This window comes from Kribbella sp. CA-245084, from assembly GCF_050942355.1.
Classification (GTDB): domain Bacteria; phylum Actinomycetota; class Actinomycetes; order Propionibacteriales; family Kribbellaceae; genus Kribbella.
In genome coordinates this window covers 3,801,090-3,817,606 of record NZ_CP192053.1, presented here as the reverse complement: position 1 = coordinate 3,817,606, position 16,517 = coordinate 3,801,090, and the positions used below count along the sequence as shown (strand labels likewise).

The following is a 16,517-nucleotide window of genomic DNA, read 5'->3' as shown; positions in this document are numbered from 1 at the left end:
TCAGGAGGGTGGGGGCTCAGGGAAGTAGCAGGCGGCCCGGTGCTCTGTATTCCCTGCCACGGGTTCGAGCACTGGTCGTTGCGTCGCGCACACGTCCTGTGCCTTGTAACAGCGGGTCCGGAACGGGCATCCGGACGGCGGGTCGATGGGCGTGGGCACGTCGCCGGTCAGCACGATCCGATCGCGGACCACGCCCGGCTCGGGCACCGGTACGGCGGACAGCAGTGCCTTCGTATAGGGATGCGCCGGCGCCTCGTAGACCTGCGCGGCGGGGCCTTCCTCGACGATCGTGCCGAGGTACATGACAGCGATCCGGTCGGCGACCTGACGGACGACGGCCAGGTCATGGGCGACCAGCACGTACGACAGGCCGAGCTCGTCGCGCAGGTCGGCGAGCAGGTTCAGCACCTGCGCCTGGACGGACACGTCGAGCGCCGACACGGGCTCGTCGCAGACCAGGAGGTCCGGCTTCACCGACAACGCGCGGGCGATCCCGATCCGCTGGCGCTGACCGCCGGAGAACTCGTGCGGGTACCGCTCCAGGTACTGCTCGGCGAGGCCGACCTGCTCCAGCAGCTCGACCAGTTGGGCCCGGGTCGGACGGATCCCCTGCGCGCGGTACGGCGTACTCAGGATCGTGCCGACCGACTGCCGCGGGTTCAGCGACGCCTGCGGGTCCTGGAAGACCATCTGGATCCGCCGGCGGATCGGCCGGAGCCGACGACCGCGGACCTTGGTGACGTCGGTGCCGCCGATCTCGACCCGGCCGTGGGTCGGGTCGAGCAGGCGGGTCGCCACGCGGGCCAACGTCGACTTACCCGATCCGGACTCGCCGACCAGCCCGACCGTTTCGCCCTTGCGGACAACGAGGTTCACGCCGTCGACCGCGCGGACGGCCTGCGCCTTGCGCCACGGGGCGCCGCGCAGACCGAAGTACTTCTTGACGTCCTTGAGGTTCAGCAGCTCTTCGCTCACAAGAGCACCTCCGGCCGTCGACCGAGGTGGCAGGCAGCCTCGTGATCGCCCTCACCGGGACGCGGCGTCAGCTCGGGACGCTCGGTGATGCAGCGTTCGCCGACCAGATGCGTGTACGCACACCGCGGCTGGAACGGGCAACCGGTCGTGATCGATCCCGGCGTGGGTGGAGTGCCGGGGATCGTGGTCAGCCGCGGCTTCGGCGGTACGTCGACCCGCGGCATCGCCCCGAGCAGCCCGAGCGCGTACGGGTGCGCGGCCCGGAAGAAGATGTCCCGGACCGTACCGCGCTCGGCCGCGCGACCGGCGTACATCACGAGGACGTCGTCCGCGACCTCGGCGACCACGCCGAGATCGTGCGAGATCAGGACCAGCGCCGTACCGAACTCCGCCTGCACGTCGTCGAGCAGGCGCATGATCTGTGCCTGCACGGTCACATCGAGTGCGGTCGTCGGCTCGTCCGCGATCAGCACCCTCGGATCGTTCACCAGAGCCATAGCAATCACGACCCGCTGCCGCATTCCCCCGGAGAACTCGTGCGGGTAGCTGTCGGCCCGGCGGGACGCGTCCGGGATGCCGACCTTGTCGAGCATCTCGATCGCCCGCTGGTGGGCCTTCTTCTTCGAGACGTCGTGGTGCAGCCGGTACGCCTCGGCGACCTGCCAGCCGACGCTGTAATACGGATTCAGGGCGGACAGGGCGTCCTGGAAGACCATCGCGATGTCGTTGCCGCGGATCTTGCGGAGGTCGTCGCCCGGCAGGCCGATCAGCTCGCGGCCGTCCAGCAGCACCTCGCCGGTGACCTCGGCGTTCGACGGCAGCAGGCCCATCACGGCGGCCGAGCTGACACTCTTGCCCGAGCCCGACTCGCCGACGATCGCGAGCGTCTCCCCCGGCGCGACGGCGAAATCGATGCCGTCGACCGCCGGCACCAGCCCGCCCTCGGTCGAGAACGTGACGTGCAGGTCGTGCACTTCCAGCACCGGCTCAGCCATGACTCACCCTCGGGTCGAGCAAACCGTGCACTATGTCCACCACCAGGTTCGCGAGGATGATCAGGAACGCCGAGAACAGCGTCACGCCGACGACCACGGCGACGTCGAGCGAGCCGACCGCGCTGATCAGCAGGTCACCGAGGCCCTGCATGCTGAAGACCTTCTCGGTCAGGATCGCACCACCGAGCAGACCGCCGAGATCGAGGCCGAACAGCGTCACGACCGGCACGAGTACGCCGCGGAGGCCGTGCGTCAGGACCACACGCAGTTCGCCGGCGCCCTTGGCCCGGGCCGTGGTGATGTAGTCGAGGTTCAGCTCCTCGAGCATCTGCGAACGGGTCAGCCGGATGTACGACGCCGCCTGCAGGATCGCGAGCACGAGCCATGGCGTGATCAGGTGCCAGGCCCAGTCGACCGGACTCTCGGTGAGCGGGACGTAGCCGTTGACCGGGACCATGTTGAGCCAGAACCCGAACACCAGGATCGCCAGCAGACCGAGCAGGAACGCCGGCGTCGAGACTCCGACCAGCGCGACCCCGATCGCGAGCCGGTCGAGGATGCGGCCGCGGTTCAGGGCGGCGATCACGCCGAGCGAGACACCGAGGAGCAGCCACAGTACGGCGGCGCCGAGCGCGATCGACGCGGTGACCGGCAGCCGGTCCAGGATCAGCGTGGTCACCGGGCGGGCCAGCGGGAACGAGTACCCGAAGCACGGCGCGTTGCAGTGCACGGCCGCCGTACCCTCGCCGAAGGTGCGGCCGGCGAAGACGCCCTTCAGGAAGCTCAGGTACTGCTGGAGGGTGCTCTGGTCGAGCTGCATGAAGTGCCGCGCCTGCTCCAGGCGGTCCGGCGTACAGGGCTTGCCGCAGGCCAGGTGGGCCGGGTCGGCGGGGATCGCGTAGAAGACCAGGTAGACGGCAAGGCTCAGCGCGAGCATCACGAGCAGCGCCGCGAACAGCCGCCGGATCACGAACCAGACGAGGTCGGGCATCAGCTCGTCCTCCGCAGCCGGACGTCGAACGCGTCCCGCACGCCGTCACCGAGGAGCGTGAAGCCGAGGACGGCGAGGAACAGCACCGTGCCCGGGAACAGCAGGAACCACGGGTCCGCGCCGGTGTACACCCAGGCGATCGAGTCCGAGATCGACCGCCCGAGGCTGGGTGTCGGTGGTGGTACGCCGACGCCGAGGAAGCTCAGCGCCGCCTCTGCGCCGATGTAGCCCGGGATGGCCAGCGTCGCGATCACCAGGACCGGGCCGAGCAGGTTCGGCAGGAGCTCGCGGGTGATGACCATCCAGCCGGTCGAGCCGACGCTGCGGGCGGCCTCGACGAACTCACGAGCGACCAGCGAGCGGGCCTGGTTGCGGATCAGCCGCGCCAGGCCGGCCCAGCCGAAGAAGCTCAGCACCAGGATCAGCAGCAGCCAGCGCGGGAACCTGGCCGGGATGATGATGCCGAGGGCAATCATGAAGACGAGCTGCGGGAACCCGAACAGGAAGTCGAGCAGCCGCGACATGATCGCGTCGTACCAGCCGCCGAAGTACGCCGCGCTGATACCGGCGAGCGTGCCGACGACGGTCGTGATCGCGGTGACGACGATCGCGATGGTCAGCGACGTCCGGAGGCCGAGGACGACGATCGAGAACAGGTCCCGGCCGGTCAACGGCTCGACGCCGAACCAGTGCGTGCCGCTGACCCCGCCGAGCGCGCCCGCCGGGGCGTTCCCGCGGTTCGGATCGAGCAGATCGATGTGGTACGTCGTCGCGTCCTGGCCGGCCAGCCGCACCAGCAGCGGCGCGGCCGCCGCGATCACGATCAGCAGAACGACCAGTACGACGCCGACCCGCGCGCTGCGGTCACGCCGTAACCGGCGCAACGCCTGCCGGGTGGGCGAAACGGTCCCGGCGACCGAGGAACTCACAAGCACTCCCGACTGGTTTGAAAGTTACAGCCGACAAAACCTAGGCCGCATCCTTCCACCACCGGCGTTGCATCTCGAACTCCGAGAATCTCGTGTTGGTAACTGTGGATTCGGATAGCTGCTGTCGGGTGGTTACGCTCCGCTGGTGGACGACATGGTGCGGGTCGGCAACCGGATGATTCTCTACAGCATTCACGGCGCCGAGGACGGGCTGCCGGCAGTGTCCTTCGGGGGTACGCCGTCAACACGCTGGAAGCGGCCGGACGCGTTGGCGGCGATCGAGTCATCCGGTCTGCGGGTGGCCAGCCCTGACCGTCCCGGCTACGGCGGGTCGACGCGATGGGCTGGGCGCACTGTGGCGTCTGCGGTCGAGGACGCGGTTGCGGTGGCCGATGCGCTGGGCTGGGATCGCTTCGCAATCACGGGTGGCTCCGGTGGCGGACCGCATGCGTTGGCGTGTGCCGCGCTGTTGCCCGACCGGGTGACGCGATGCGCGGTGATCGGCAGCAACGCGCCGCCGATCGTGGACGGTCCGGAGCCGACCGAGGAGGAGGAACTCGCCGACCCACGCCGCAATCGCACCTCGTGGCTCGCCGTGCACGGCGACCTCCGGCCGGGTTTCGAGGAGACAGCCCGGACGATCATGGCCGCGGTCGAGGCGGGCGGTCCGGAGATTCCACCTCAACCAGGAGAGGTCCCCGGTCCGCCGGCTCGGGAGAGTTCGGAGGCGATGGCGCGGCTGACTGCGACCTTCGTCACCAGCCACGACGGCTGGCTGGACGACCATGTGGCCTTCGCTACGCCTTGGGGCTTCTCGCTGGGCGACATCCGCGTCCCCGTCAGCCTGTGGCACGGCTCGGACGACGAACGCGCCGGCAAGTCCGTCGACATCCTGGCCGCCGCGATGCCGCACGCGGAACGCAAGTACTACGTGGGCGGTCACATCCCGCCGACAAATGCGTACCGCGAACTGCTGCGTTGGCTGACACTGTCCTGATGGACGCCGCACGCCAACTTGTACAGGAGCTGTATCCGGATGCTCGAGCCGCCTGGCTCGGCGGCAGTGTGGCGCGCGGTGACGCGAGTAGTACGTCCGACCTGGACATCACTGTGCTGCTGGACGGTCCCCCGGCGCCGATGCGGAAGTCGCTGGAGTACGCCGGGTGGCCGGTCGAGCTGTTTGTGCACACCGAGAAGTCGCTGCGCTATTTCGCCGACAAGGACCAGGAGCGACGCCAGCCGACCATGATGCGGCTCGTCGGCGAGTCCGTCGTACTGCTGGACACCGATGGGTGTGGGGCGCGGTTGCAGCAGGAGTACCTGGCTGAGGTGGCTGCTGGGCCTAAGCCGTTGTCCGCGGGCGAGCTGGACCTGCTGCGCTACACGATCACCAATCTGATCGACGACCTGTCGGATGCGTCCGGTGACGTGCGGCTGGCGATCGCTTCGGTGCTGTGGCAGGACGCGGCGCGGCTGTTGCTGACCGGTGCTGGGCGCTGGTCCGGCACCGGCAAGGGTCTGCTGCGGGAGGTTGCGGCGTACGACGATGCACAGGCTGCGGCGTTGATGGACGGCGTACGGGCAGAGGACGACCGGCTGGTCGTTGCCGTGGACCACATCCTTGCCTTGTATGGCGGGAGGCTGTTCGCGGGCTTCGAGCTAGCGGCGAAGCTCTAGTCGATCAGCTCCCAGCGGCGCTTGGGGAAGAGGCGGACGGCAACGACTGCGACGGCTGCGCCGATGAGGACGCCGGGGATGATCCAGCGCCAGCCGGTGAAGACGTTGGTCGTCTGCGTTTGGGCCTGAGCGGGTGCGGGTGCCGGCGTGGTGACGGGCGCGTCAGCTACTGAGTAGCCGTCGTCCAGGGTGGGGCCGCCGTCGAACTTGCCGTCGAGGAGCTTGAAGGTTCTGAGCACCTCGAGCAGGCGGGACGGATCTGCGGCTCGGTGCCAGGTCGGCTTGGTCGGCTTGGCCGGCATGGTGTCGGTGGTGAACTCCTCCGTGGAGATCCACGGGCCGCCGGGTGCGTCCGGGTAGATGATGTCGACCCGCCATACGGTCATGTCGTGGATCAGCCAGGTCGCACGCACGAACTTGCCGACGCTGTGGACGTCGCTCCCGGGGTCGGCCTTCGGCTGGCCCTGGATCAGGTTCTGCAGGTCGTAGTACCGCTCGTCGTCGTAGCCGACGGCGGCCACGTGCGGCGGTGCGCTGAGCAGGACGCTGGTGGGACCTCCTGCGTGAGCCGGAAGTGCGGTGAAGGCTGTTAGTCCGAGCAGTGCTGCGGCCAGTGCGAGCGTACGACGGATCATGGCGGGTCTCCTTTCACGGTGGATACACCGCCGGTTGTCAGGAGGTTCCGCTCGCCAGGGTTATTGCCCGTGTCTTGTCCGCGCCCTCGAGGCGGAACGTCACGCCGTTGCGCTCCCAGACCAGAGTGGGTCCGGCGATGCGTACGACGCGATTGTCAACCAGCACGAGGTCGTGTGGGGTCTTGAACCAGAAGGCGTCGATCTGGTCCACGTATTCGAGGCTGCCGTAGTACCGCTTGAGGTAGAGGGGCTCGATGCCTGACTGGAACTGCTCCAACCGCACACCGGTCCAGCTGGTTGCTATGAACCCCTTCGACGCCTCGACACCGGTCGGCGGACCCAGCTCCTTCGGAAGAGCTGGAGTGAAGCCGGCGACCTGTGCGGCCTGCTCCAACGACAGGTGTCCCGCGACAGTGGGCACTGGAGGCGCAGTACTCGGACCGCTGCCCACGGGCTGCGCCTGGACTCCGCCGATGCGCAACCACTCTGCGACGGTCGCCCGTACTGGTGGGGTCAGCGCGAGGCCGGCCAGCAGTACGAGGAAGCCGGCGAGGAACGTACGCCATCTGTCGCGCAGGCGCTTCCGCACTGGGATGTCTGCTACGCGTGTGAGCACTGTGGCTGTCAGGGTGTCGTCAACCGGAGGTACGACCGCAGAGCGTCCGACGGCCCGCAGTTCGTCTTCGAGGCTCATCGCTGCACCTCCTTGTCCGGTAGGGCGTTGCGGAGTCTTCCCAGCGCGCGATGCAGGCGTGATTTGACCGTGCCGCGGGGCCAGCCGAGTACTACGGAGGTCTCCTGCTCGTCCAGATCCAGCAGGTACCTGCACGTCACCACTAGCCGCATCGGCTCCGGGAGCTTCCTTACGGCGTCCAGCAGCTCAGTCCGCCGCTCCAGCGACACTGCTGCGTCAGCCGGGTCCAGCACCACATCCAGCGGTGCCGCCAACTCCTCTCGCCGCGCTCGCCGCCCCCGCGCCCGAACCGCGTTCCGGGTCTCGTTAGCAACAATCCGCAACAACCAGGGCCTGAACGCAGCCCCCTCCCGGAACCCGCCCAACCCTTTGTAAGCCTTAACAAACGCCTCCTGCACCACATCATCCGCATCAGCCCCGGCCCCCAGAAACACCGCCGTCCGCTTCGCAATCCGGGCATGCCGATCCACCAACTCGCCGTACGCAGCAGATTCCCCACCCCGCACCCGAGCCAGAACCTCAGCCTCGCCACCGACCTCGATCACGCCTCCTGTCCACCAAGCCCCGCCCACCCCGCGAAGCGAGACATCCAACCCAACCCAGCAACCGGGTCACCCACACCTCGCCCACCGGAGCACCTCCATCCACCCGCCGAGCGAGGCCCTCACCCCACCTGCCGAGCGGAGCGAGGCCCCACACCCCGCTCGGGAGCCGGGCCCCTCACCCAGCCCGCCGAGCGGAGCGAGGCGGTTTCTTGTCATTGTTGCTACACCGCCGGGCTTTGTCCGGTTCCGTGTATAAGGTCGACACCGTGCCTGAAGTCGACGCGAGCTTCCTCGCCCTCCCCCGTCATGAACTCGCCCAAGCGGCGCTCCAGCGTGCCCGCGACCTCGGCGCGACGTACGCCGAGTTCCGGCTGGAGCGGATCCGGTCCGAGTCCATCGCCTTGCGCGACAGCGTCCTGGAGAGCGCGAACGACGACGAGGACCTCGGCCTCGCCGTCCGCGTGATCCACGACGGCACGTGGGGATTCGCCGCCGGCGTCGCGCTGACCGAGGACGAAGCGGTCCGCGTCGCCGAGCAGGCCGTGAACATGGCGCAGGTCTCCCGCCCGATCAACGCCGAGACGATCGAGCTCGCCGACGAGCCCGTGTACGACGACGTCACCTGGCTCTCGTCGTACGAGATCGACCCGTTCACCGTCCCGCGCGCCGACAAGGTCGCGCTGCTCACCGACTACAGCGACCGCCTCCTCAAGGCCGACGGCGTCGCCCACGTGAGCGTCCACGTCGCGACCATCCACGAGTGCAAGTACTACGCGAACACCGCCGGCACGTCGTACACCCAGCAGCGCGTCCGCATCGGCCCGAACATCACCGCCCACGCCGTCGCCGAGGACCGGTTCGACTCGATGTCGACCTGCGCCCCGCCGGCCGGCCGCGGCTGGGAGTACATGACCGGCACCGGGTGGAACTGGGACGAAGAGCTCGCCCAGATCCCCGGCTGGCTCGCGGAGAAGCTCGCCGCACCGACGGTCGAAGCCGGCGACTACGACGTCGTCATCGACCCGACGAACCTCTGGCTGACCATCCACGAGTCGATCGGCCACGCCACCGAGCTGGACCGCGCTCTCGGCTACGAGGCGAACTACGCCGGCACCAGCTTCGCCACCACCGACAAGCTCGGCACGCTGAAGTACGGCTCGCCGGTCATGCACGTCACCGGCGACCGCACCGTCGAGCACGGCCTGTCCACCGTCGGGTACGACGACGAGGGTGTCGCCGGCCAGCAGTGGGACCTGGTCAAGGACGGCATCCTCGTCGGGTACCAGGTCGACCGCCGGATGGCGAAGAAGAACGCGGACCTGCTCGGCACGCCGCGCTCCAACGGGTGCGCGTACGCCGACTCGTCCGGCCACATCCCGATCCAGCGGATGGCCAACGTCTCGCTCCAGCCGGCCGCGAACGGCCCCTCCACCGACGAGCTGATCAGCCGGGTCAAGAACGGGATCTACATCGTCGGCGACAAGTCCTGGTCGATCGACATGCAGCGGTACAACTTCCAGTTCACCGGGCAGCGGTTCTACAAGATCGTCGACGGCAAGATCGTCGGCCAGCTCCGCGACGTGGCCTACCAGGCGACCACCACCGACTTCTGGGGCTCGATGGAGGCCGTCGGCGGCCCGCAGACCTACCTCCTCGGCGGCGCGCTGAACTGCGGCAAGGCCGAGCCGCCGCAGTCCGGCGCGGTCACCCACGGCTGCCCGTCCGCGCTGTTCCGCAGCGTCCGCATTCTCAACACCACGCAGGAGGCCGGCCGGTGACCGCCGTACAGCTCACTCCGCAGGACACCGTCGAGCAGGGCCTGGCCCTGGCCGCGGCCGAGGGCGCCGACGGGTGCGTCGTACTCGTCTCCGAGACCTCCAGCACGAACCTGCGCTGGGCCAACAACACCCTGACCACGAACGGCGCGATGCGCGGATCGAGCGTGACCGTGATCGCCACTGTCGGCTCCGGCGAGGGTACGGCAGCCGGCGTCATCGGCCGCTCGTCCGTCACCGAGGACTCGTTACGCGAGATCGTCTCCGCCGCCATCGCGACCGCCCGTTCGGCGGGACCGGCCGAGGACGCCCGCCCGCTCGTGGACGGCACCGTCGGCGCGGACTGGGACCTCGAGCCCGAGGAGACCACGGTCGGCGTGTACGAGAAGTTCGCGCCGTCGCTCGGCGAGTCGCTCAAACAGGCCGACCTCGAGCGGCGCCGGCTGTACGGGTTCGCCAACCACGAGGTCGTCACGCTGTACGTCGGTTCGTCGACCGGACTGAGGCTGCGCCAGGCGCTCCCCCGCGGGTACGTCTCCTCGACCGGCAAGAACGCCGACCTCAGCCACTCGGCCTGGGTCGGCACGGCCACCCGCGACTTCACCGACGTCGACGCGCTCGCGCTCGACGCCGAGCTCACCCGACGGCTGGGCTGGGCGAGCCGGACGGTCTCGGTCGACGCCGGCCGGCACCCGACGGTCCTGCCGCCGGCTGCAGTCGCCGACCTGATGACGTACCTGTACTGGCAGCTCGACGGCCGCGACGCCTTCGACGGTCAGACCGTGTTCTCGAAGTCCGGCGGCGGCACGCGGATCGGCGACACCCTGTCGCAGCAGCCGGTCAGCATGCACTCCGACCCGGCGCTGGCCGGGCTCGAGGCGTTCGCGTTCGCGGTGGCCCGGTCGTCGGGCGGCTCGTCGAGCGTGTTCGACAACGGGCTGACCTTGCAGGCGACGGACTGGATCCGGGGCGGCAAGCTCGAACACCTGATGACGAGCCGCCATACGGCGGAGCTGATCGGCGTACCGGAGGCGACGCCCGACATCGCGAACTACGTCGTGTCCGTCGACGGCGGCGCCGGCTCGACCGACGATCTGGTCGCCGGGCTCGACAACGGTCTGCTGGTGACTTGCCTCTGGTACATCCGGATGGTCGACCCGCAGACGCTGCTGCTGACCGGCCTGACCCGCGACGGCGTCTACCTGGTCGAGGGCGGCGAGGTGACGGGCGCGGTCAACAACTTCCGGTTCAACGAGAGCCCGGTCGATCTGCTCGCCCGGTTCACCAGTGCGGGCGCCACGGTTCCGTCGTACTCGAGGGAATGGGGCGACTACTTCTCGCGGACGGCGACGCCGCCGCTGCTCGTGCCCGACTTCAACATGTCGAGCGTCAGCCAGGCCAACTGATAGACGCAGAAGGCCCCCGCGACCTGTCGTCGCGGGGGCCTTCTGCTGTGTCTGGATCAGACGGTCGGGTAACCCGGCTCCGCCGGACCACTCGGCCCACCGAAGCCCATGCCGCGCTCGGCCGCCTTCGGGTCCGGACCGTACGCGTTGTCACCGGCGTTGCCCTCCTGGGCAGCCAGGACGATGAACCAGATCCACCCGACACACGGGATCAGGTTGATCAGGATCCACCAGCCGGAACGCCCGGTGTCGTGCATGCGCCGGATCGCCACACCGATCGTGGGCAGCAGCACCGCCAGGCTGTAGATCGTCGACAGCCAGCCGGACGAGCTGCTCGAGCCGCCGAAGTCGAGCCCGAGGATCCTGTCCAGGATGGAGAGGATGATCGAAGCGATCACGTTGAAGAGCACGAACATCCAGTACTCTTTGCGGCGGGCCCGGCCGTCGAACACGGCGTACTTCTTCAGAACGTCGATGTACCACTGCATTGCTGTATCTCCGATGGTCGAAGGTGAGACGCGGACCGAGCCTGTCGGAACCGGTCGGGTTCGTCAATGCAACTTTTCGCTTTGGTGACCACACCGCAATCTGGCACGCCGGTGCGGCAGGCAACTTCACCTGTTCGGAACCGGAACACCTAGAGCCGGCTTCAGCTTTCCTGCACGGGTTTGGTCATGGTGACCCGCCACATCCGCCGCTGTCCTTCGTCGTACGGCGTCGTCTCGTCGAGCCGCCATTCCTCGGCCAGCTCGGTCACCAGTGACTCGTCGAAGAACCGCCCGACGAAGCCGTCGTGCATCGCCAGTCCGTCCTCCAACTGACGCCAGTACTGCGAGCAGGAGTCGGCTGTCGACCACACGGCGTACACGAAAAGCCCGCCAGGGCAGAGAACCCGGTGGATCTCCGCGACCAGCGACCGCAGCTCGGACGGCGAGAACGCCATGTTCAGCAGGAGATTCGCGAACACCGCGTTGACCGTCGCATCGGCCGGCGGCAACGGATCCCGTACGTCGTGCAACGCCGCCGTCACCCGATCGTCGAGCCCTTCCCGCTGCGCCTCGTGCCGCAACTGATCGAGCGCCGCCTCGCTGAAATCGGTGGCGTGCACGCTGAATCCCTGCCTGGCCAGGAAAAGCGCATCTCTCCCGTGCCCCGCCCCCAGCTCCAGCACATCATCGATGCCCGCGGCACCAAACACCTCAGCCGCCCGCTCCGCCGCCGCCGAGGGCTCCACCCCATGCAACTGCGGACGCCGCACGTACGCCGACTCCCAACGCTCCTGCTGAGCCCTCGCAAGCTCCACATGCCCAGTGTTCATCTTGCTCCCCGTGTTCGCCCCACCGACCTGGCCGATCGACAGACCGCAGCAGCCTACGTCAGAACTACGAGTAGACGCACCCGCCCGAGAATCCGTTCCCCTTATCCACAGCCTTACCCACAACCTTCCGCTTGCCTACTGCAACCATCCGAGCCAGGGCCCGCAGCTCCCCCGCCTGAATCAAGTGCTTGCAACGACGCGCTGACAACCCAGCGTCACTCGACCCCCACCCGCATACTGAAATTGCTGACCAACTGCGTTGGGGGACGCATGTCCGACCACTTGCTCCAAGGACCGACCGAGGCCACCTACCTGGTCCCTGTCTTCGAGTCTTCGAGACGGTTCGACGGACTGACGGCCCAGCACCTGCAGACCTCACGCGTGGCTCAGCAGCTCCTGCGCCTGCCCGTAGTGCAGAATCAGGCAGTTCGCAGTGGAAACAAGCCTGCCGAGGCCGCGATCGAAGTCATCGTCGAACAGATCCAGGAGCTGGAGGCCGTCACCGATCGCATCATCGCCGACGCCATTCTCAAACTCGGCATCTACCTCGACAGGTACAAGTCCCACCACATATCGAAACGAGCAATTCACGCGTTCCACCTCGGCGGCCTGCAGGAACGCCGAAGTGCTCTTGTCCAGCACTGGGATGCGCTCCACCATGCCCACGGCGTACCGCCTGCTTCGAACCCACCGGATGAACACACGCTCCGCGGTCGCACGGAAAGTGAAGTCTTCGCGCGCCTCGCTGCGCTGCTGCTGAATCCGACTCCGACGATTCAGCTGACCGAGCCGCTGGTCGACCCGATCGCGGCGCCTGTCGATTCTTCGGCGACCGGGAAGGTCGTCGTCGTCGGCGGCGCCGCCATCGACCACATCTGGCGGATCAGGTCAGTACCCGAAATGGCTACGTCCACGATGGCCATGAGCTACAGCCGGTCGCCTGGCGGTAGGGGCCTCAGCCAGGCAGTCGCTGCCGCACGCCTGAATCTCGATGTCTCACTGATTGCGGCGATCGCGCCTGACGACGACGGGAAGGACATCGAGTCCTACCTCCAGCGCGAAGGCGTCGACACATCGCTGCTGAGGCGAATCGAGCATAATTCTCGCAACGACACCATCCGGACTCCGGCCACCGGAATCTTCGAGCTCCCTGCGGGCAATAGCTCGGCCGCGGTCTGGCGTGACGGTGTGGAGCTCGACATCTCCGCCATCGACCAGCACGCTGACACGATCACTTCATGCGACGTCCTGCTGCTGACCTTCGAAGTGCCGCAGTACGTCCTGCGGCACACCCTCAGTCTGGTCAGCTCAGCGCCGAACAAGCCAGTTGTCATCGTCACGCCAGGTCAGCCTTATGCGGACGGCCACCTCCTCAGCCCGGTGCTGAAGCAGATCGACTACCTGGTCGCCCACCTCTGGGAACTCGAAGGCTTCGGTTTCGCCGAAGAGTCGAGGTACGACCCTCAACTCCTCAGCGACGATCTCCTGAGCCTCGGCCTCCGCTCACTCTGCCTCTTGGTCGACCGCGGCGGCACCATCTACGAACGAGGCAAGCGCCAGGAGCAGATTCCCGCCCCTCCTTCGGTCCTGAGGGAGTCCTCGATCACCCGAGACTCCTTCTGCGCGGCCCTCGCAGCCCGGTTGATAGAAGACATCTCGCTCACCGAACGCACCATTCGCTGGGCGGCCGCCGCCATGGCCAGCTTCGCCGAGAACTACCACCAAGCCCAGTCCCATCCCCGCCGCGCCACCGTCGACGAGAAATATCGCCAAATCAGTACGCAGGAGGACTCATGACAACCATCGCTGGGAATACTTCCGGCATCGGGGCTCCGCGACAGTCGCCATCAGCCAGATGGATAACTATTGCGGAGGCCGACCGGTTGCACGGGTATAGCCAACTGGTGATTTGCCAGCCTGCCCTCGCCTCGTCCGAGAGCTGCTGGCACACTCTGCTCACCGCATAGGCAGTCTGACGACCGGTTGATCAAGGCAGGTGGGGGTTGATGACAGTCAGAAGCGACGGCTTACCGACGAATGCCTTGTTACTCGTGGGCGTGCTCGAAAAGCTCCGCACGCACGATGGCCTTACGCCCGCTCGCGTCCATGCCGGCCGGGTCAACACAACCACCCCGTTGCTCGACCTCGCGAGCACCCGCTTCGGCAATGTCCGCGATCTCGAACTGGCGGCGGCTGCGTTCAGCCTCGTCGTCACAACCGTTCGCGACCAGCTGCATGGGACCCAGCAGATCGTCGCAGACGCGATCCTCGCACTCGGCCTGCACGAACACACCTACACGAGCGCCGGCATCGATCCTCGAACCACTCGCTCGCTGTATCACGCCGCGCTCGGTCGGCGGCGCCTGGTCCTCCTGAACAGTTGGACCAGGCTGCACGATGCGCTCGATCTCACGGCCCCGGAGGCACCCGGCGACCGAGCCCTCCGCGGTACGACGGAGCCCGAGGTACTGCGCGAACTAGCCAAGCAGCTCGTCCGGCCGGACGGTCACTCGAGTGGAGCCAGAACAGTCACCACGCGGCCGACCACGCCGACCGATGCGACGCCTCCAGTCCGGCAGGTCGTGGTGGTAGGTGGCGCAGTGATGGACGCGACGTTCCGCATCAAGTCTTTGCCTGCGCCCGAGACTTCGAGCGAGGCCTACGACTTCAGTCTCTCACCAGGTGGTAAGGCGCTAACGCAAGCGATAGCGTGCGCGCGGCTGGGTCTGAAGTCCTCGCTTGTCGCGGCGGTGGCCGACGACCGTTTCGGCGACGACATCCTCGAGCACCTCGAGTCGGAAGGCGTCGACACCTCCCTGGTCAAACGCGTCCACGGCGCCAACACGCCGTTCACAGGGGTGTTCGAAAGGGAGATGGGTGACAGCATCGCGGTCAACTGGCGCAATCAGGGCGAGGTCTTCCTGTCCCAGCGGGACATGGAAGATCGAGCCGGCGATTTGGTCGGGTGCGACGTTCTCATGACGACCTTCGAAATGCCCCGGGTGACAATGGAGCGAACACTTGCCCTCGCTCATCGGGAGCCTGACAATCGCCCGCTGGTGATCGTCACCCCCGGCCAGCCCTACACGGACGAGCGCATCAGCCCTCAAACGTTCGGCCGGATCGACTACTTGGTCGCCCACCCTTGGGAACTGGGGCCTTTCGCACCGGCACAGGTCCCGTTCACGCCCGGGCCGGTCGCCGAGAAGCTTGTCACCTTCGGCGTGCAGACTCTTTGCCTGCTGGTGAACGGCGGCTGCACGATCTACTCGCATCCGGTTGAAGAGGCCACTCCGGTGCCCCTCTTTCCGACGATCTACAAGGAGACGTCAGTCGCGCGTGACGCCTTCTGCGCAGGGCTGGCGGCCAAACTGATCGACGACAACCGCAAGTTCTCGCCGGAGGTGGCGATCTGGGCATCAGCCGCAATGTCCTGCGCTGCTTCGGGCTTCCGCTCGGAGTCGATGCCCGACCGCAAACAGATCGACACGTTCTTGGACCGTTCGGGATTGCGACCGCAGCGGCCGGCGACGGTCTGATCCGTCACCGACGGAGACGGCGCTGGACCTCGGCGGGAATGTTCTCCGTGATGCCGTCCAGGCGGCAGCAGTAGATCCACGAGTCCAGCAGCGGCACGCGACTCTGCTCGAAGCGCGTGCCGGGATTCGCTGCACGCAAGTGTGGAAGGTTCGCACCGCCGTAGCGAAGTCGGAGCTGACGTGGACTTGCATACGTGCCATCGACGTACAAGTACGGCCTGGCCTGGACGGACATCCACCGCTGCCAGTTGGCCGCCCGGTAACTGGCGCCGACGAACGCCAGGTTCGGGTCAACGGCTGTGGTCAGCACTCGTGCGTTCTCGACGCCTCGCATGACCTGCCGGACCTTCGCAAGCAGGAAGGATATGGCGTTCTTGGGAGCGACTTCGAAGGAGTACACACGCGACACGTCCCAGGCCGTGCCTGGCGCGATCCCGAAGGACGCACGTAACTGCCGGCCGACGAGCGCCCATTCCAGCGGGGACACGCTGCACACCGTTACAGGCAGTCGATGCACCGGGTCCACGAGCGCAAAATTCCTGGAACCGTCGCGACTGCTGCGCAGATAGTGCAGTCGACTGAAGATCTGGTTCGCGACGCGATCGGGAAGAACCTCGAATCGCAGGTCCGTAAGCGGGTGCTCGCGCGTTGGAACAAGGTGTTCGATGGCCTCATAATCCGACCCGAGCCTGTCCGCATTGCGCTCCAGCTCTGCGGTCACGTCGCTCTGCAGGATTCGCCCGCCCGAACTCGCCAGCAGAGGCAGATGCAGGAGCGTCCGGACGGTCAGCGCCCGTACCGGGACCTCGTACACGGTCGCCACACGTTCGACCAGTTCTGCGAAGGCCGGCTCGCCCGACCTGCAATCGTCAAGCGTCAACGCCCGAGGGCGACGGCGTGGGGTTCGCGAGCGTGGGACGGCGTACGGCAATGCAGCCGTGAGCACCTTCATCGAGTCGGCTGAGACTAGTTCCGCGGCCCCCCGCGCGGCCGAGGTCGGTAGAGACGTTCGGCCACTGTGCACTGAAGTTGTCATCG

General features: G+C 67.3%; 17 protein-coding genes. 6 read left to right on the top strand and 11 right to left on the bottom strand.

Annotated elements, in window-relative coordinates; all coding sequences use genetic code 11:
- The 4 genes from ACQPYH_RS18325 to ACQPYH_RS18310 are packed head-to-tail and all read right to left on the bottom strand — an operon-like array spanning window position 1 to window position 3,890.
- Complete coding sequence (locus tag ACQPYH_RS18325; protein ID WP_432892806.1) at window positions 1–975, bottom strand: ABC transporter ATP-binding protein; 975 nt, start codon at window positions 973–975, stop codon at window positions 1–3.
- Entirely contained in the window at window positions 972–1,970 is a 999-nt protein-coding gene (locus tag ACQPYH_RS18320) for an ABC transporter ATP-binding protein (RefSeq protein ID WP_432892804.1), read from the bottom strand. Before ACQPYH_RS18320 ends, ACQPYH_RS18325 begins: the two co-directional genes overlap by 4 nt.
- Window positions 1,963–2,961 carry an ABC transporter permease gene (locus ACQPYH_RS18315; protein ID WP_432892802.1) on the bottom strand — a complete coding sequence of 333 codons (999 nt, stop codon included), beginning with the start codon at window positions 2,959–2,961 and terminating at the stop codon, window positions 1,963–1,965. The genes ACQPYH_RS18320 and ACQPYH_RS18315 overlap by 8 nt, the downstream gene beginning before the upstream one ends.
- The gene (locus ACQPYH_RS18310; protein ID WP_432892800.1) at window positions 2,961–3,890 is read right to left on the bottom strand and encodes an ABC transporter permease; all 930 of its coding nucleotides are present in this window, start codon (window positions 3,888–3,890) and stop codon (window positions 2,961–2,963) included. Before ACQPYH_RS18310 ends, ACQPYH_RS18315 begins: the two co-directional genes overlap by 1 nt.
- 154 nt (window positions 3,891–4,044) lie before the next feature.
- On the opposite strand from ACQPYH_RS18310, the gene ACQPYH_RS18305 reads away from it, so the two are divergent.
- Together ACQPYH_RS18305 and ACQPYH_RS18300 are read left to right on the top strand one after the other, a co-directional pair.
- The gene (locus tag ACQPYH_RS18305; protein ID WP_432894427.1) at window positions 4,045–4,887 is read left to right on the top strand and encodes an alpha/beta hydrolase; all 843 of its coding nucleotides are present in this window, start codon (window positions 4,045–4,047) and stop codon (window positions 4,885–4,887) included.
- On the top strand, window positions 4,887–5,567 hold the full coding sequence (locus ACQPYH_RS18300) for a nucleotidyltransferase domain-containing protein (RefSeq protein WP_432892798.1): 681 nt from the start codon (window positions 4,887–4,889) through the stop codon (window positions 5,565–5,567). Before ACQPYH_RS18305 ends, ACQPYH_RS18300 begins: the two co-directional genes overlap by 1 nt.
- Here ACQPYH_RS18300 and ACQPYH_RS18295 read toward each other — a convergent pair.
- From ACQPYH_RS18295 to ACQPYH_RS18285, 3 genes are read right to left on the bottom strand one after another with little or no spacing between them, the layout of a single operon-like run.
- Window positions 5,564–6,202, bottom strand: a complete 639-nt coding sequence (locus tag ACQPYH_RS18295) for a hypothetical protein (protein ID WP_432892796.1) — start codon at window positions 6,200–6,202, stop codon at window positions 5,564–5,566. The two genes, ACQPYH_RS18300 and ACQPYH_RS18295, sit on opposite strands and share 4 nt — an antisense overlap.
- Before the next feature lie 37 nt (window positions 6,203–6,239).
- Window positions 6,240–6,896 carry a hypothetical protein gene (locus ACQPYH_RS18290; RefSeq protein ID WP_432892794.1) on the bottom strand — a complete coding sequence of 219 codons (657 nt, stop codon included), beginning with the start codon at window positions 6,894–6,896 and terminating at the stop codon, window positions 6,240–6,242.
- Window positions 6,893–7,441 (bottom strand): RNA polymerase sigma factor, encoded by a 549-nt coding sequence (locus ACQPYH_RS18285; protein WP_432892792.1) that lies wholly within the window; start codon window positions 7,439–7,441, stop codon window positions 6,893–6,895. Before ACQPYH_RS18285 ends, ACQPYH_RS18290 begins: the two co-directional genes overlap by 4 nt.
- A gap of 266 nt (window positions 7,442–7,707) precedes the next feature.
- Between ACQPYH_RS18285 and ACQPYH_RS18280 the strand changes: the two genes are divergently transcribed.
- On the top strand, window positions 7,708–9,219 hold the full coding sequence (locus tag ACQPYH_RS18280) for a TldD/PmbA family protein (protein WP_432892790.1): 1,512 nt from the start codon (window positions 7,708–7,710) through the stop codon (window positions 9,217–9,219).
- Window positions 9,216–10,622, top strand: coding sequence for a metallopeptidase TldD-related protein (locus ACQPYH_RS18275; RefSeq protein WP_432892788.1), 1,407 nt, complete (start codon window positions 9,216–9,218; stop codon window positions 10,620–10,622). Before ACQPYH_RS18280 ends, ACQPYH_RS18275 begins: the two co-directional genes overlap by 4 nt.
- A 56-nt stretch (window positions 10,623–10,678) precedes the next feature.
- Here ACQPYH_RS18275 and ACQPYH_RS18270 read toward each other — a convergent pair whose 3' ends face one another.
- Together ACQPYH_RS18270 and ACQPYH_RS18265 are read right to left on the bottom strand one after the other, a co-directional pair.
- A complete protein-coding gene (locus tag ACQPYH_RS18270) occupies window positions 10,679–11,110 on the bottom strand; it encodes a DUF805 domain-containing protein (protein WP_432892786.1) in 432 nt (143 codons plus the stop codon).
- A 161-nt stretch (window positions 11,111–11,271) separates the two neighbouring features.
- Window positions 11,272–11,940, bottom strand: a complete 669-nt coding sequence (locus ACQPYH_RS18265) for a class I SAM-dependent methyltransferase (protein ID WP_432892784.1) — start codon at window positions 11,938–11,940, stop codon at window positions 11,272–11,274.
- Window positions 11,941–12,210: 270 nt separating this feature from the next.
- On the opposite strand from ACQPYH_RS18265, the gene ACQPYH_RS18260 reads away from it, so the two are divergent.
- A complete protein-coding gene (locus ACQPYH_RS18260) occupies window positions 12,211–13,737 on the top strand; it encodes a PfkB family carbohydrate kinase (protein WP_432892782.1) in 1,527 nt (508 codons plus the stop codon).
- A 248-nt stretch (window positions 13,738–13,985) separates the two neighbouring features.
- Here ACQPYH_RS18260 and ACQPYH_RS18255 read toward each other — a convergent pair whose 3' ends face one another.
- Window positions 13,986–14,225, bottom strand: a complete 240-nt coding sequence (locus ACQPYH_RS18255; protein WP_432892780.1) for a hypothetical protein — start codon at window positions 14,223–14,225, stop codon at window positions 13,986–13,988.
- 318 nt (window positions 14,226–14,543) lie between these two features.
- Between ACQPYH_RS18255 and ACQPYH_RS18250 the strand changes: the two genes are divergently transcribed.
- Window positions 14,544–15,479 carry a PfkB family carbohydrate kinase gene (locus ACQPYH_RS18250; RefSeq protein ID WP_432892778.1) on the top strand — a complete coding sequence of 312 codons (936 nt, stop codon included), beginning with the start codon at window positions 14,544–14,546 and terminating at the stop codon, window positions 15,477–15,479.
- A 4-nt stretch (window positions 15,480–15,483) separates the two neighbouring features.
- Here ACQPYH_RS18250 and ACQPYH_RS18245 read toward each other — a convergent pair whose 3' ends face one another.
- Complete coding sequence (locus tag ACQPYH_RS18245) at window positions 15,484–16,359, bottom strand: hypothetical protein (protein WP_432892776.1); 876 nt, start codon at window positions 16,357–16,359, stop codon at window positions 15,484–15,486.
- Window positions 16,360–16,517 lie beyond the last annotated feature (158 nt).

Excerpts from the sequence above, each read along its gene's own strand:
- ACQPYH_RS18250 (WP_432892778.1), top strand. The coding sequence starts at position 14,544 with ATGGACGCGACGTTCCGCATCAAGTCTTTGCCTGCGCCCGAGACTTCG.
- ACQPYH_RS18295 (WP_432892796.1), bottom strand. The coding sequence starts at position 6,202 with ATGATCCGTCGTACGCTCGCACTGGCCGCAGCACTGCTCGGACTAACA.
- ACQPYH_RS18315 (WP_432892802.1), bottom strand. The coding sequence starts at position 2,961 with ATGCCCGACCTCGTCTGGTTCGTGATCCGGCGGCTGTTCGCGGCGCTG.
- ACQPYH_RS18300 (WP_432892798.1), top strand. The coding sequence starts at position 4,887 with ATGGACGCCGCACGCCAACTTGTACAGGAGCTGTATCCGGATGCTCGA.
- ACQPYH_RS18270 (WP_432892786.1), bottom strand. The coding sequence starts at position 11,110 with ATGCAGTGGTACATCGACGTTCTGAAGAAGTACGCCGTGTTCGACGGC.
- ACQPYH_RS18305 (WP_432894427.1), top strand. The coding sequence starts at position 4,045 with ATGGTGCGGGTCGGCAACCGGATGATTCTCTACAGCATTCACGGCGCC.
- ACQPYH_RS18260 (WP_432892782.1), top strand. The coding sequence starts at position 12,211 with ATGTCCGACCACTTGCTCCAAGGACCGACCGAGGCCACCTACCTGGTC.
- ACQPYH_RS18265 (WP_432892784.1), bottom strand. The coding sequence starts at position 11,940 with ATGAACACTGGGCATGTGGAGCTTGCGAGGGCTCAGCAGGAGCGTTGG.
- ACQPYH_RS18320 (WP_432892804.1), bottom strand. The coding sequence starts at position 1,970 with ATGGCTGAGCCGGTGCTGGAAGTGCACGACCTGCACGTCACGTTCTCG.
- ACQPYH_RS18290 (WP_432892794.1), bottom strand. The coding sequence starts at position 6,896 with ATGAGCCTCGAAGACGAACTGCGGGCCGTCGGACGCTCTGCGGTCGTA.